Source organism: Halorubrum zhoui (genome assembly GCF_051194155.1).
Lineage (GTDB): Archaea > Halobacteriota > Halobacteria > Halobacteriales > Haloferacaceae > Halorubrum.
In genome coordinates this window covers 127,609-140,584 of record NZ_JBLZNJ010000007.1, presented here as the reverse complement: position 1 = coordinate 140,584, position 12,976 = coordinate 127,609, and the positions used below count along the sequence as shown (strand labels likewise).

Annotated in this window: 14 protein-coding genes; 6 read left to right on the top strand and 8 right to left on the bottom strand. The window is 68.1% G+C overall.

The genetic code is table 11. From position 1 onward, the window contains the following. Positions 1 to 97: 97 nt before the first annotated feature. The 4 genes from ACNTAO_RS11305 (at position 98) to ACNTAO_RS11290 (ending at position 4,379) form a co-directional block, all read left to right on the top strand. Complete coding sequence (locus tag ACNTAO_RS11305; protein WP_435162111.1) at positions 98 to 1,897, top strand: DNA polymerase/3'-5' exonuclease PolX; 1,800 nt, start codon at positions 98 to 100, stop codon at positions 1,895 to 1,897. Further along, positions 1,894 to 2,415, top strand: coding sequence for a Mut7-C RNAse domain-containing protein (locus ACNTAO_RS11300; RefSeq protein WP_435162110.1), 522 nt, complete (start codon positions 1,894 to 1,896; stop codon positions 2,413 to 2,415). The genes ACNTAO_RS11305 and ACNTAO_RS11300 overlap by 4 nt, the downstream gene beginning before the upstream one ends. A 55-nt stretch (positions 2,416 to 2,470) precedes the next feature. Beyond that, on the top strand, positions 2,471 to 3,127 hold the full coding sequence (locus ACNTAO_RS11295; RefSeq protein WP_435162109.1) for a DUF7095 family protein: 657 nt from the start codon (positions 2,471 to 2,473) through the stop codon (positions 3,125 to 3,127). Positions 3,128 to 3,224: 97 nt separating this feature from the next. Then, positions 3,225 to 4,379 carry a pyridoxal phosphate-dependent aminotransferase gene (locus ACNTAO_RS11290; RefSeq protein WP_435162108.1) on the top strand — a complete coding sequence of 385 codons (1,155 nt, stop codon included), beginning with the start codon at positions 3,225 to 3,227 and terminating at the stop codon, positions 4,377 to 4,379. Positions 4,380 to 4,384: 5 nt separating this feature from the next. Here the strand turns inward: ACNTAO_RS11290 and ACNTAO_RS11285 are convergent, their stop codons facing one another. The 4 genes from ACNTAO_RS11285 to ACNTAO_RS11270 all read right to left on the bottom strand — a co-directional run bounded on the left by ACNTAO_RS11285 (position 4,385) and on the right by ACNTAO_RS11270 (position 7,832). After that, entirely contained in the window at positions 4,385 to 5,113 is a 729-nt protein-coding gene (locus tag ACNTAO_RS11285) for an SDR family NAD(P)-dependent oxidoreductase (protein ID WP_435162107.1), read from the bottom strand. Positions 5,114 to 5,194: 81 nt separating this feature from the next. Beyond that, positions 5,195 to 6,028: a class I SAM-dependent methyltransferase gene (locus ACNTAO_RS11280; RefSeq protein ID WP_435162147.1), complete on the bottom strand. Its 834-nt coding sequence runs from the start codon at positions 6,026 to 6,028 to the stop codon at positions 5,195 to 5,197. A gap of 16 nt (positions 6,029 to 6,044) precedes the next feature. Then, positions 6,045 to 6,920: a deoxyribonuclease IV gene (locus ACNTAO_RS11275; protein ID WP_435162106.1), complete on the bottom strand. Its 876-nt coding sequence runs from the start codon at positions 6,918 to 6,920 to the stop codon at positions 6,045 to 6,047. 72 nt (positions 6,921 to 6,992) lie between these two features. After that, positions 6,993 to 7,832 carry a lipoate--protein ligase family protein gene (locus ACNTAO_RS11270; RefSeq protein WP_435162105.1) on the bottom strand — a complete coding sequence of 280 codons (840 nt, stop codon included), beginning with the start codon at positions 7,830 to 7,832 and terminating at the stop codon, positions 6,993 to 6,995. Between the two features lie 192 nt (positions 7,833 to 8,024). On the opposite strand from ACNTAO_RS11270, the gene ACNTAO_RS11265 reads away from it, so the two are divergent. Next, positions 8,025 to 8,936, top strand: a complete 912-nt coding sequence (locus ACNTAO_RS11265; protein WP_435162104.1) for a serine/threonine-protein kinase RIO2 — start codon at positions 8,025 to 8,027, stop codon at positions 8,934 to 8,936. Positions 8,937 to 9,054: 118 nt separating this feature from the next. On the opposite strand, the gene ACNTAO_RS11260 is transcribed toward ACNTAO_RS11265, so the two are convergent. Together ACNTAO_RS11260 and ACNTAO_RS11255 are read right to left on the bottom strand one after the other, a co-directional pair. Next, positions 9,055 to 9,408 carry a type II toxin-antitoxin system PemK/MazF family toxin gene (locus tag ACNTAO_RS11260; RefSeq protein WP_435162103.1) on the bottom strand — a complete coding sequence of 118 codons (354 nt, stop codon included), beginning with the start codon at positions 9,406 to 9,408 and terminating at the stop codon, positions 9,055 to 9,057. Positions 9,409 to 9,462: 54 nt separating this feature from the next. Then, positions 9,463 to 10,083, bottom strand: coding sequence for a LysE/ArgO family amino acid transporter (locus ACNTAO_RS11255; RefSeq protein ID WP_435162102.1), 621 nt, complete (start codon positions 10,081 to 10,083; stop codon positions 9,463 to 9,465). 162 nt (positions 10,084 to 10,245) lie between these two features. On the opposite strand from ACNTAO_RS11255, the gene ACNTAO_RS11250 reads away from it, so the two are divergent. Next, complete coding sequence (locus tag ACNTAO_RS11250) at positions 10,246 to 10,983, top strand: hypothetical protein (protein WP_435162146.1); 738 nt, start codon at positions 10,246 to 10,248, stop codon at positions 10,981 to 10,983. A gap of 33 nt (positions 10,984 to 11,016) precedes the next feature. Here ACNTAO_RS11250 and ACNTAO_RS11245 read toward each other — a convergent pair whose 3' ends face one another. Both ACNTAO_RS11245 and ACNTAO_RS11240 read right to left on the bottom strand, forming a co-directional pair. Further along, positions 11,017 to 11,589: a DUF7097 family protein gene (locus ACNTAO_RS11245; protein WP_435162101.1), complete on the bottom strand. Its 573-nt coding sequence runs from the start codon at positions 11,587 to 11,589 to the stop codon at positions 11,017 to 11,019. Positions 11,590 to 11,616: 27 nt separating this feature from the next. Further along, positions 11,617 to 12,963, bottom strand: coding sequence for an alkaline phosphatase family protein (locus ACNTAO_RS11240; protein ID WP_435162100.1), 1,347 nt, complete (start codon positions 12,961 to 12,963; stop codon positions 11,617 to 11,619). Positions 12,964 to 12,976: the final 13 nt, after the last annotated feature.

Sequence of the window (12,976 nt, the reverse complement as noted above, 5' to 3'; positions counted from 1 at the left end):
GTAGTATCGTAGCGTCGCGACGAAGTTAGGTCCCGCGGACTGCCGCCAGCTGCCGCGGCCGACAGTATATATGCGGTGACGCCGAAGCCGATCACGAATGAGTCGGAACGACGAGGTCGCCACCCTCCTTGAGGAGTTCGCGGACCGACTCGAGGCGACGGGCGTCGAGTACAAGCCGTCGGCGTACCGCCGTGCGGCCGAGAACGTCCGCGAGCACGCCACGCCGATCGAGTCGCTCGCGGCCGACGGCGAAGACGCCGTCGCGGCGATCGATCGCGTCGGCGAGGCCATCGCGGCGAAGATCGTCGAGTACGTCGACACGGGGTCGATAGACGAACTCGAGGCGCTTCGCGAGGAGCTGCCGGCGAACGTCGAGGCGTTGACCGCCATCGAGGGCGTCGGCCCGAAGACCGTCGGCACCCTGTACGAGGCGCTCGGTATCACCACCCTCGACGAGATGGAAGCGGCCGCCGAAGCGGGCGAGATACGGGAGGTGAGCGGGTTCGGCGCGAAGACGGAGACGTCGATCCTCGAGCACATCCCCTTCGCGAGGGAGTCCCGAGAGCGAACGCGTCTCGGCGACGCCCGGCCGCTCGCGGACGACGCACTCGCGTATCTAGCGGACATCGACGCGGTCTCGCGGGCCGAGGTGTGCGGGTCGATCCGCCGCTGGCGTGACACCATCGGTGACGTCGACCTGCTCGTCGCGAGCACCGACCGCGACCCGGTGTTCGAGGCGTTTCTCGCGTGGCCGGCGGTCGACGAGACGATCGAGGCGGGCACGAGCAAGGCCAGCGTCCGCGCAACCGGCACCCGCGTCGACCTCCGTGTCGTCGACGAGGATCAGTTCGGCGCCGCACTCCAGTACTTCACGGGGTCGTTGGCACACAACGTTGCGCTCCGCAACCGCGCACTCGATCAGGGGCTCACGCTCAACGAGTACGGGCTGTTCGAGCTCGCCGAATCGCCCGACGAGGTGGCTGAAGAGACCGCAGACACGGACGAGGGCGGTGACGCCGACGCCGGCGCAGTCGACAGAGAGACCGGCGACCGGGTCGCCGGCGAGACCGAGACGGGCGTCTACGAGGCGCTTGGCCTCTCGTTCGTTCCGCCGGAGCTTCGAGAGGACACCGGTGAGATCGCGGCCGCCGCTGCGGGCGACCTCCCTGACCTCGTCGAGACGGAGGCACTTCGCGGTGACCTCCACACGCACACCGACTGGTCGGACGGCGGGTTCTCCATCGACGCGATGGTGACGGCCGCCGAAGCGCGCGGGTACGACTACTACGCGGTCACCGACCACGGCGAGGGACCGGGTGTGTTCGGCGACATCGCTCTCGACGGCGAGGCACTCACGGCCCAGGCCGAGGCGATCGCCGACGTCGCCGAAGACGCCTCGATCGAGGTGCTCCACGGCGTCGAAGCGAACATCGCAGCCGATGGATCGATCGTGCCCGACGAAGACGTTCTCGCAGATCTTGACATCGTCGTCGCCTCGCCGCACGCGGCACTCGATGCCGATCCGGAGGCCGCTACGGAACGACTCGTCAGCGCCGTCGAACACCCCATGGTCGACGTCCTCGGGCATCCGACCGGCCGGCTCATCAACAGTCGCCCGGGCTTGTCGCCGAACGTGGAGGTCGTCGCCGAGGCGGCGGCGCGCGAAGGAGTGGCGATCGAAGTGAACGCGAATCCGGCACGGCTCGACGCGGACGACACCGCGGTTCGTGCCGCCGTCGACGCCGGCGCAACGATCGTCGTGAACACCGACGCCCACGCGCCTGAAGAGCTCGACAACGCTCGGTACGGGGTCCACACCGCTCGTCGGGGCTGGGCCGAGACCGCGGACGTGCTCAACACCTACGACCGCTCCGCGCTTCGGTCGTTCCTCTCGTGACGACCGACGGCCGCGACGCGGACCACGCCGCCGAGACCGAGCGGCCACGCGTCCTCGTCGACGTCATGTGTGGGACGCTGGTGACGTACCTCCGGATGTGCGGGTACGACGCGCTGTACGCACTCGACCGGGGAATCGAAGCCGACGACGAACTCGCGACGCTGGCCGCCGAGACGGACCGAACGCTCCTGACCCGCGATCGTGCGCTCGCCGCCCGCGTCGAGGATGCGGTCCGTCTCACGGAGCGCGACGTCCTCGACCAGCTCCGCGAACTCGACGCGGCCGGCTATGCGATCGGACTCGCCGACGAGCCGACCCGCTGTGGGGCCTGCAACAGTCCCGTAGAACGCGTCGCTCTCGACGCGCCCCGCCCCTCGTACGTCCCGGCGGACGGCCCGGAGCGACACTGGCGGTGTCGCGACTGTGGCCAGTGGTTCTGGAAGGGTAGCCACTGGGCGTCGGTCGACGAGCGGCTCGCCGAGGCGGGGCTGCCGGGTGGCGAAGACGACCCCTCGTGACTCGGCCCGATCGACGGCGCAACCGGTATTACTCGCCGGGATGTATCCGGAGTCGATGGAACGCGAACGGGCCGTCGACCGGCTTGAATCGATTCTCGACCGGGTCGACCGGGAGCCGCTACCGGTCCCGGTCCGTGAGGTGTGGGCGTACGGCGACGTCGCACTCGGGCTCGACCCGATCGACCGACTCGACGTCTACCTCACGAAAGACGTGCTCTTAGCGAGCGACGACGAGGCCGCGGCGTCGTTCGCGGACCGGTACGGCGTTCAGGGCGTCGGAAGCACCGTCCGCGCTTCGTGGGCCGAGGCACACCCCGACCGGGTCCGTGCGAGCGACAACGGGTACGCCGCCCCCGAGAAGTGTCTTGGGGCGGAGTTGCTCGCGCCTGCACCCGACGACGATCCGATCCACCTCGAAGTGTGTAACGCGAGCTTCGACGATACCGTCACCCAGCGACTGCGGGGGGCGCTCGCCCGCGACGCGTACGACGAGGTGATAGATCCCCGCGGGGTGTGTCTGTGGGTCGACGGCGAGCGCGACACGGCGGCGATGGAGCGGCTCCGCGCCGGTACGTTCGCGATGCCGACGCTCCCGGCCGCACTCGAGATGCTCGGCGTCGACGAGGAGGCGACTGCCGAGCGAATCGCCGACGCCATCGCCACGGCCCGCGCCGAGCAAGCGACGACCTCGGTTCGCGGCGACATGGTGTGAGCCGCTTTGGGTTGACGTCGGCTTCAGGCTCCCCGCGGGAGAAGACGACGTTTTCCGCCACCCGACGGCTTTTGCCGTCCATGGCCGTGGGGATCGTATGCCCACACCCACCGACCGCGTCCGTGAGGCGGGTCGCTCGAGCATCCGGGTCATGTACGACCTGGCCGAACGACACGACGGCGACCTGATCCGTCTCGAGGTCGGCGAGCCAGACTTCGACACGCCCGACCACGTCGTCGATGCGGCGGCCGAGGCGGCTCGTGGGGGCGCCACCCACTACACCTCGAACGCCGGCATGCCGGCGTGTCGTCGTGCCATCGCGGACACCCTCGCCGATCGGTACGGCGTGACGCACGATCCCGACGAGATCGTCGTCACCGTCGGCGGTATGGAGGCGCTCCACCTCGCCGTGCTCGCGACCGTCGGGCCGGGCGAAGAACTGCTCGCGCCCGGCCCGGTCTGGCCGAACTACGAGACCCAGGCGCGACTGGCGGAGGGAACGTTCCGCGAGGTGCCGATGCCGGCCGAGACGGGCTTCGCGCTCGACGCCGACCGCGTGATCGACGAGATGAGCGACGAGACGGCCGCCATCGTGCTCACGACCCCGTCGAACCCGACCGGGCGGGTCTACGACCAGGCGGCCTGTCGCGCGGTCGTCGAGGCCGCGGCCGACCACGACGCGTACGTGATCGCCGACGAGGTGTACCTCGGACTCACCTACGACGGGCCGGGTCAGGGGATCGCCGCGTACACGGACCACCCGGAGCACGTGCTCACCGTCGGCTCCTGTTCGAAGACGTACGCGATGACCGGGTGGCGGCTCGGCTGGCTCGCCGGTGACCGCCACCTCACAGACGAGGTGGTGACGATCCACGAATCGACGACCGCCTGCGCGTCGAGCGTCGCCCAACACGCCGCGATCGCCGCGCTCACCGGGCCACAGAAGCCGTTCGAGGAGATGTACGACGCCTTCGAGGCCCGTCGCGACCTCGTCGTCGACCGCGTCGCGTCCATCGACGGGCTCTCGTGTCCCCGGCCGGAGGGGGCGTTTTACGCCTACCTCGACCCCGGACTCGACGAGCCCGCTCTCGACGTCGCGACGTACCTGCTTGAGGAGCACGGCGTGGTGCTCGCGCCCGGCGACGGCTTCGGGGCGACGACACCGGGTCACCTCAGACTCTCGTTCGCGAGCTCGCCGGCCGAGTTACGCGAGGGCTTCGACCGGATCGAAGCCGGCCTTGAGGCGTACTGAGCGGCTCACCCCATCCGTTCGCCGCCGTTCACGTTTAGCGTCTCCCCTGTGACGAACGTCGCGTCGCGGAGGTACGCCGCGGCGTCTGCGATGTCTGCCGGCTGTCCGTATCGGTCGACGGGGATCGCCGCGAGCTCCTCGCGTTTGCGCTCCGGATCTCGATCGGCCGTCATGTCGGTCTCGACGTGGCCCGGCGCGATGGCGTTCACCCGGACGTCGGGCGCGAAGTCGGCGGCGTGACTCCGCGTGAGCGAGACGAGTGCGCCCTTCGAGGCGGCGTAGTGACACTCGATCGGCGCACCCGTGTGCGCGAGGATCGAAGAGATGTTCGTGACCGACGCGGGCTCGTCGGCGGCGCGTAGGTGGGGAAGTGCCGCCTTCGTGACGGCGAACGCCGAGTTGACGTTGACGTCCATCACCCGGTCGAAGTCGGCGGGGTCGAGTGACTCGGTGTAGACGTGCTGGTCGATTCCGGCGTTGTTCACGACGTGCGAGAGCCCGCCGAATGCGTCTACTGCGGTCTCGACCAACCGCGTCGCAGCGTCTGGATCCGACACGTCCGCACCGACGACGACGGCCGACTGTCCGCGGTCGCGGACGCTCTCGGCGACGGCGTTGGCGGCCTCCTCGTTCGTGTGGTAGTTGACGGCGACGTCGTACCCGTCGTCGGCGAAGCGGCGTGCGATCCCGCGGCCGATCCCTCTCGACGAGCCCGTCACGAGCGTGGCTGGCATATCTGTCGTCTTGGTCCCCCGAAGACTTCGGTGTACCGACCCCGGTGACCGAGGCGAGTCGTCCGGCCGTGGGCTCCGGCCTCACCGCACGCGCCCGACCGTCACCTCGAACGGGACGAGCTCGACGCGTTCGTAGTCGCGGTCGCGCATTCCGGCGACGACCTCGCGGCCCATCGCTCGCCACCGCCGTCGGAGGTCGTCGTAGTCAGCCGCCGAAAGCGCGCCACGAAGCGCCTCGCGATGTGCGTCGAGCCCGGCTCCCGACGCCTTTCGCGCGGCCGACTCGAGCGACCGATCGTCGTACGGCGGTACCGTCCGCTTCTCGTGGAGGTACCGACGCGACCGCACGTCGACGAGCCCGGCCGCTTCGAACAGCGTCTCGACGCGGTCCCCGAGCGCGACGTCGGTGCCGACACCCTCGAGGTACGCCGCCCGCGCCTCCCGTTCGAGAGTCGTCTCGCGGTCGACCGTCGAGGCGACCGCGACCGCCGCGTTGTTCGGTTCGATCGCGGCGACCAGATCCGACGACGCTCGAACGAGCTCGCGGACCGCGGCCGCCGGCGAGGGAAGATTGATCAACAACGCCTGGCACGCCGCGAGGTCGACGGCGTCGTCACCGACCGGCAGCCGCGTGGCGTCACCGGCGACGTACTGCGGGCGGCACGGGGCACTGCCATCTCCCGGGTCGTATCGGTCGCTCGCGACGTCTAACAACCCTATGTCGGCGTCGACGCCGATCACGGTCGCGTCCTGTGGTGTCTCCTCGGTGAGCACCCGAGTGAACGCGCCCGTCCCACAGCCGACGTCGAGGGCGCGGTCGCGGTCCCCGAGCGAACAGTCGGCGAGCGCCTCGCGGCCGCCGCTCCACATCCCTTCGCGGGTGTGTGCGAGGTACGACGCCGAAAACCGCCTCACGGGTCCGTCCACCGGCTCACTCGCGTCGTAACGACCGAACCCGGTCGATGTTCCACGCGAAGCTCTTGCCGTCTTCCGTCGGCGTCTCCAAGACGAGCGGCACCGACTGCAGGTCGGGGTGGTTTACGATCCGCTCCATTCCCGCCTCGCCAATCAGTCCCTCACCGATGTGTGCGTGCTCGTCTTTGTTCGTTCCACAGTCGTGTTTCGAGTCGTTGAGGTGGATACACTGGAGGTGCTCTAAGCCGACCACGTCGTCGAACGCCTCGACGGTCTCGTCGACGGCGGCGGCCGACGAGAGGTCGTAGCCCGCCGCGAAGACGTGCGCGGTGTCGAGACACACGTCGATGTCGGTGTCGGTTCGGTCGATGATCCCCGCGAGGTGTTCGAACTCGCCGCCGAGCTTGGTCCCCGCGCCCGCGTCGCTCTCGATCAAGATCGTGACGTCCGACGGCACGTCGACGTCGTCGACGACCCCCGCCGCGTTATCGAGCCCGCCCTCGACGCCCGCCCCGGTGTGTGCTCCGAGGTGGACGTTCACGTACGGAATACCCAGCTGGTCTGCGGCGTCGACCTCCCGCTGCATCGACTGAAGCGACTTCTCACGGAGGTCGTCTTTCGGCGTACAGAGATTGACGAGGTACGAGGTGTGGATCACCCACGGTCCATCGAGGTCGCTCTCGGTGGCCGATCGGAACTGTTCGGCCTCGGCCGCATCGACGTTCGGGTCTTCCCACACCTGCGGCGAGTGGGTGAATATCTGCCCGCAGTTTCCGCCGAACGCGGTCTGTCTGAACACCGCGTTGGCGATGTTGCCGTGCGGCGGCGTCTCGGGGTCGTTCGACGCGCGCGACGCCGAGATGGAGACGTGTGCACCGACTCGAAGACTCATACCCGGACCACGGCCGGGAGTCTCAAAGCCGCTTCGAAACCGCCGGTCGACGCCTCCGGACGTCAGCCCGACTCACGTACCCGGTCGCTGGCGGACCCACTCGTCGTCGCGATAGCGCGTCTCGACGAGCTCTCGGGCACGTGCAAGCTCGTCGTCCGTCCATGCGCCGTCCCGGTCCAGCGTCCCGCCGCCGGCGGCCACCCAGTCGGCGAGTGCGGCCTCCAACCGGTCGACGGCCGTCGCTCGGTCGACAGCGGTCGCCCCGTCCACGTCGGCGAGCTCGTCGATCCCAACCACTCGTTCGCGGACGGTCGCGGCCGACACCGGCGGGTCAGTGAAGCTGTCGAGATGTGCTGCCGCCTCGACCGTGTACGTGAGCGAGCCGTGTTGGACGACCGCCTCACGGGTTCGATACTGGGCGTTCCCCGCGATCTTTCGACCGTCGGCGACGACGTCGTGTGCCGGGTGCAGCTCGCGGAGGTAACATGCCGGGTGGTACAGCGCTGGGACCGTCTCGTCGACGTAGTCGGCGTCGACGCCGAGTCGCCCGAACGCGTCCAGTACTGGCGCACAGAGCAGGTGATACGCCTCGAGGAGCGCACCGGGCACGTCGTTTGCGTCGACGGCGATCGAGTACGCAATGTCGCCGACGTGGTCGTGGTATATCCCACCGCCGCCGGTCCGCCGCCGCGTGACGTCGACGCCGGCCCGCGCACAGGCCTCCCAGTCGACCGTGTCGGGGGGTTGGCTGTACCCGAGGGTGAGACAGCTCGGGTCCCACCGATACGTCCGGATCGTCGCCGGGCCTCCCGCACTCACGGTCTCTGCGGCCACCTCGTCGAGTGCCATCTGCATCGGTCCCGGTCGGCACTCTTCGCGGATCAACCGCCACTCGCCCGCCGGCGCGGTCATACGCTGTCTGGACGCTGTGGGATCAAATCGGTTGTGCTCTGTGTCGGCCTGCCGTTGTGGCGGGCCTCGTTACCGACGACCGGTCCGCCACCCGATGTCGTCCTCCTGCAAATTTGCTATTGCGACATATACTTTATCAACTCCATCGACCGGACGCGCGGTGCTTTTAGGAACTGCCGAAGTAGAGCCCGTATGGTTCGAAACGTCGCCGGCGAGATGGCGGAGCTCGAGCCCGAGGACTTCTATCTCCTCTCGGGTGTCGAGCAGGGGATGCGGTTCTCCGAGTGGGTTCGACGGGACAAACTCCCGGAGTACGCTACGCTCACGCGCGAGGAGGTCGACTACCGACTCGATCGCTGTCTCGACCGCGAGCTGATCCAGCGTAAGACGATCCAGTACGAGGGGTACCAACTGACCTTCGAGGGGTATGACGCGCTGGCGCTACGGACGTTCTCCGAGCGTGGGACCATCGACGGCGTCGGCTCACCACTGGGGCTGGGCAAGGAGGGTGACGTCTACGAGGTGCGGTCGTTCCGGCCGCACGCGCTGAAGTACCACCGCGAGGGGTACACCAACTTCCGTGAGGTGAACCGCGAGCGCGAGTACACCGCCGACCGCGACCACGTCTCCTGGTTCTACACGGCGCGCAAGGCGGCCGAACGCGAGTACGAGGTGATGGAAGCGCTGTACCCGGACGTCTCCGTTCCGCGCCCGGTCGATCACAACCGTCACGCCATCGTGATGGACACCTTCGACGGCGTGGAACTCGCCCGGGCTACGCTGGAGCCCGCTCAGGCATCGGGCGTCCTAGACTTGGTCTATCGCGAACTCGCAACCGCCTACGATCTGGGATGGGTCCACGCCGATGCCTCCGAACACAACGTCGCGGTCGCAGCGAGTGGTGTCACCGTCTTCGACTGGCCGCAGGCCGTTCCCGTTGACCACCAGAACGCCCGGGAGTTCCTCGAACGCGACGTTCGGAACCTCTCGCGGTACTTCACTCGGAAGTATCCCAATGCGGTCGAGCCGGTCGATATCCGTGCGGTCGCCGACGCAATCGTCGATGGTACCTTCGAGTCGGTGCGGGCTATCGACGCTCAATAAATCGTATTCTACGATATCAAAATCTCGTCTCGCAGTGGTTGAGGCTGGTCACCGCAATGCATACGATTCTCCCCGCTTCGTCGTCACCCGTGACTTTCCGCCGTCGTTTTCGTGGCTTTCAGTTGAGTCCGAGGCTCAATGTGAGCACGTCGTCGACCTCGCTCATCGTCGAGTCGGCGAGACTGCCAGCCACCGAATGGATTCGCGTCTCAACAGACACGACTCGAATCTGGTCAAGCCGCACGGAGGCGTCTTTCTCGAACGGTGAGCCAGACGCTTCCACGAGTACCTCAAATGGATAGCCTCGGTACGTTCCCGTCGCAGGTGCGACGATTGTGGTAGTAGCGTTCTTGTTCCCGACGTCGTTCTGCACCACCACCGCAGGCCGCGTTTTCCGCATTTTATGGCCCTCGGCAGGATCGAGTCGAACGACAACGACATCACCGCGCTGAATCTCGGTGTCGTTGCTCATTCACTACGTCCAGACCACGCCTCGTCCGACGTCTCGTCCCACTCGTCGGCAAGTTCACACGACGAGATCGACAAGCTGTACGCCCATGTAGAGCGCGGCGAGCCAGACGAGCACCGCCGAGATCGTGTTGAGGTGGCGCAGCCACCCGGGTGCGGCCCCGCCGAGTCGCCGCCCCGCGACGGCCAGTCCGGTGAACCATCCCCACGACACGATCAGACAGCCGACGGTGAACGACCAGCGGCTTCCTCCGGCGTACGCCAGGGCGTTCGTCCCGATCACACCGACCGTGTCCAGAATGGCGTGCGGGTTCAGTATCGAGACGGAGGCGGTGAAACCGACCTGCTCGCGCGTCCCGAGTCGGTCTGCTCCGATCGCTCCGGGCTCGAAGTCCGGTGCTGTGTAGAGCACCCAGCCGACGTACCAGAGGAAGACGAACCCAGCGGCGAACAACGCCGTCTGCAGCCACGCGAACTCGAGCACCACGACGGACACCCCTCCCACCGCGAGGAGAATCAACAGCGTGTCGGCGACGCCGGCGGTGACGACCGTGGGCAGCGCTCGGCCGACGTGCGGCTGTGTGGCGCCCTGCTGAACGATGAACACGTTCTGTGGCCCGAACGCGACGATGAGCCCGAACGAGAGCACCAGTCCGTGCGTGAACGCGGCCAGAGACATACTCGGTCACGCTCGGCGGCTGGTGGACAAAGCACATCCGATCCCGACGCCACGTCGTGCGTCCGGTCTGCATCCCTCACGCACGGGCCGACGAACCCACAACCTTCACGTCGACTCCCCCGAGAGAAGAGCCAAATGGAACGACGAGGGCAGCCCGGTCTGCTGGAGGCGCTCGCGTTGGACGTCGTTCGCCTCCACGAGACCTGGATGGAGACGGTCTTCCCCAGACAGCTCGACCCGAGCACGGTGCTCGGCAAGTGGAAGCCGGAGACGCTCCCGCAGCGGGCCGCGTACTACTTGTGGGGTGCGCTCGGCGCACCGCTCGTCGCTCTCGTGTACCCGTTTCTTCTCGTTGGCTTCGCGACCAGGTTTTACGCCCGCAAGTTCGACAGTGCGGTGACGCGGCTGGGCGTCGCCGGCGTGATCCTCGCGGCCGCGCTCGGGTGGGGCGCGCTCACCCTGTTCACGTACTTCCAACTCGGGCTCGCCGACGTCCTCGCCGTGGGGATCGCGAGCGTCGTCGCCGTCGTTGCCGCCGGGCTCGCTGCGGTCACCTCGAAGACAGGCGGTCGACTCACCAGCGTCCTGCTCGCGTACCCGCTGGCGATGACCGCGTTGTTTCTCCCGCCGGTCGTCGCCGCACTCGTCACCCCCTCGCTCGAGCCGTACGTCCTCGACCCGAGCTACGCGCTCGCGGTCTGGATCCTCGATACGGTCTTTGCTGTTGGCGGTCTCAACGAGGTCATCCGCGGTGCGTTCGACCTCGAGACGTTCGGTGCGGGCGTCGGGCTCCCAGGGATCGGCTACCTGCTGATGTGGATCGGAATCTCGATTCCGATCGGCTGGTTCCTCGGCGCGCTCGTCGCGCTCGCCGACCTCGTCCGGCCGGCACCCGAGTGAACCGCCCCGGCGAGGTCACTGGCTGACCGTCCCTCACGTCGACTCGTCGAACCGTTCGCGTGCGGTCTCGAACGCCGTCTCCTCGCGTTCTCTTGTCCGGCGTCCCTCGCACTCGGCGATCGCCTCTGGATCCGGGCTCGCGTCGTCGTCGATCCGTGCTATCGATCGATGTACTTTGGTGTGACACCACCGGCATAGCGCGACGGTGATCTCGTGTGGGCCGGCAGCTGCGGCGTCGGCCGTCGTCGTGGCGTCGCCCGACGTTTCGGCTTCGTCCGGTGTCTCGGCGTCACCGTACGAGAGGTGGTGTGCCTCCACGAGCGGCCGTGCGTCCTCGCCCGCGAGCCGGACCTCTTCGAGGCCACACCGCACGCACTCTCGACCGTCGGTCGTCGACCGGTAGTGCGGACACGCCCGCCAGGTTCCTTCGGGTCCGACGTGGCAGGCGTAGTCGTCGGCGCGGCGCGCGTCGGCGAATCCCGGGTCGTCGCCGGCCCGCGTTAGCGCGAACCGACACCGACCGTCGTCGGTGAGGTGGTCACAGATGCCGGCGACCGCGTACGGGTCGTCGACGCCGACCGGCGTGCCGTCTGGGGTCCGTTCCATGTCTGTCTCCGTTGATCGTGGCGTGGTTCACACCAGGCTCGCGCCGTCGCAGTCCGTCCGGCCGTACTCGACGTCGAGTAGCGTGAGCAGTGTGGGTGCGACGTCGAGTAGGTCGGCGTCCTCGACGGTCGCCGCCGGGTGGTCGACGAACAGCGCGGCGTCCTCGAAGGTGTGCATTCCTGTCCGGGGACCGTCGGGGTCGAACACGCGGTCGCGTGGACGGAATCCGGCCTTCAGGTCGAACCCCGGGTTCGGGAGTGCGACGAGGTCCGGTGCGATCTCGTCGTGGTCGCCGCGGAAGGCGGTCTCTCGTTCGACGACGCGGTCGACGACCGGCTCGCCGTTCGGTCCCTCCCACGTCTCGAGGGTCGCCGCGAGCTCGGCGCGGACCGTGTCGTACGCCGATTCGGGGACGGCCCCGTTCGGCTCGCGCCCCTCGAGGTTGAGATAGAACCGCCCGGGCACGAGTGAGTACGCGCGAGTGTCGTCGTCGATATCGGCGAGCGCGGCGTGGTCGTCGTCCGCGTACGAGAGCCACCCGGTCTGTTCGAGCCACTCGTTGCAGTAGACGTCGTACTCGAGGCTGGCGAAGCCGTGCGTCGAGCCGACCACGAGCGTCACGTCGTCCGCGAGTGCGTCGCGAAGGGTCGCGAGGTGTGCGTCGAGTGCGGCGTAGAAGTCGACGAACGCGTCGTGGTAGCGGCCCGCCTCGCGGTAGTCACGCCAGAGGAAGTGATTGACCCGATCCGGTGCGGTGAAGACGCCGACGAAGAGGTCCCAGTCGTCGCGGTCGACGTATCGCCCGAACAGCGCGGCGCGTCCGTCGAGCGTTTCGCGGGCGTCCTCGAGGAAGGCCGACTTGTCCTCGCGGTGACCGAGCTTCGCGTTCACCGACAGCGTGTAGCCGGCCGACTCGAGGTACGACCGCAGCTCCTCGGGGTGTGCGGCGGCGTCGACGTCGGGCGAGAGGTACCCGGCGACCGTTCGCTGGAGGTCGCGCTGGGGCGGAAAGGTGACGGGGACGTTCAACACCGTCGCATCGAGCCCGGCGGCCGTCGCCCGGTCCCAGATGCGCGTCGCTTGGACGTCACGGCCCATCGGCACGTAGGTGTCGTACGACCCGATCTCGCGGTCCTGAAAGCCGTAGACTCCGGTCTCACCGGGATTTACCCCGCTCGTGAGCGCGGGCCAGCAGGCGCTCGACTCCGGCGGGACGATGCTGTCTATCGCTCCGGCGTCGCCCGCGTCGGCGATAGCCGCGAGCGTCGGGAACGTCTCCGGCTCGTCGGCGACGAGGTCGTACGGGAGCCCCTCGATCCCGACGAACGCCACCCGTGGTGTGTCGTTCCCGCGCAAGCGGTCGAACAGGCCCATACCCACTCTGTCG

Coding starts and splice junctions, on each gene's coding strand:
- ACNTAO_RS11305 (WP_435162111.1), top strand. CDS start 98: ATGAGTCGGAACGACGAGGTCGCCACCCTCCTTGAGGAGTTCGCGGAC.
- ACNTAO_RS11295 (WP_435162109.1), top strand. CDS start 2,471: ATGGAACGCGAACGGGCCGTCGACCGGCTTGAATCGATTCTCGACCGG.
- ACNTAO_RS11290 (WP_435162108.1), top strand. CDS start 3,225: ATGCCCACACCCACCGACCGCGTCCGTGAGGCGGGTCGCTCGAGCATC.
- ACNTAO_RS11285 (WP_435162107.1), bottom strand. CDS start 5,113: ATGCCAGCCACGCTCGTGACGGGCTCGTCGAGAGGGATCGGCCGCGGG.
- ACNTAO_RS11275 (WP_435162106.1), bottom strand. CDS start 6,920: ATGAGTCTTCGAGTCGGTGCACACGTCTCCATCTCGGCGTCGCGCGCG.
- ACNTAO_RS11270 (WP_435162105.1), bottom strand. CDS start 7,832: ATGACCGCGCCGGCGGGCGAGTGGCGGTTGATCCGCGAAGAGTGCCGA.
- ACNTAO_RS11265 (WP_435162104.1), top strand. CDS start 8,025: ATGGTTCGAAACGTCGCCGGCGAGATGGCGGAGCTCGAGCCCGAGGAC.
- ACNTAO_RS11260 (WP_435162103.1), bottom strand. CDS start 9,408: ATGAGCAACGACACCGAGATTCAGCGCGGTGATGTCGTTGTCGTTCGA.
- ACNTAO_RS11255 (WP_435162102.1), bottom strand. CDS start 10,083: ATGTCTCTGGCCGCGTTCACGCACGGACTGGTGCTCTCGTTCGGGCTC.
- ACNTAO_RS11245 (WP_435162101.1), bottom strand. CDS start 11,589: ATGGAACGGACCCCAGACGGCACGCCGGTCGGCGTCGACGACCCGTAC.
- ACNTAO_RS11240 (WP_435162100.1), bottom strand. CDS start 12,963: ATGGGCCTGTTCGACCGCTTGCGCGGGAACGACACACCACGGGTGGCG.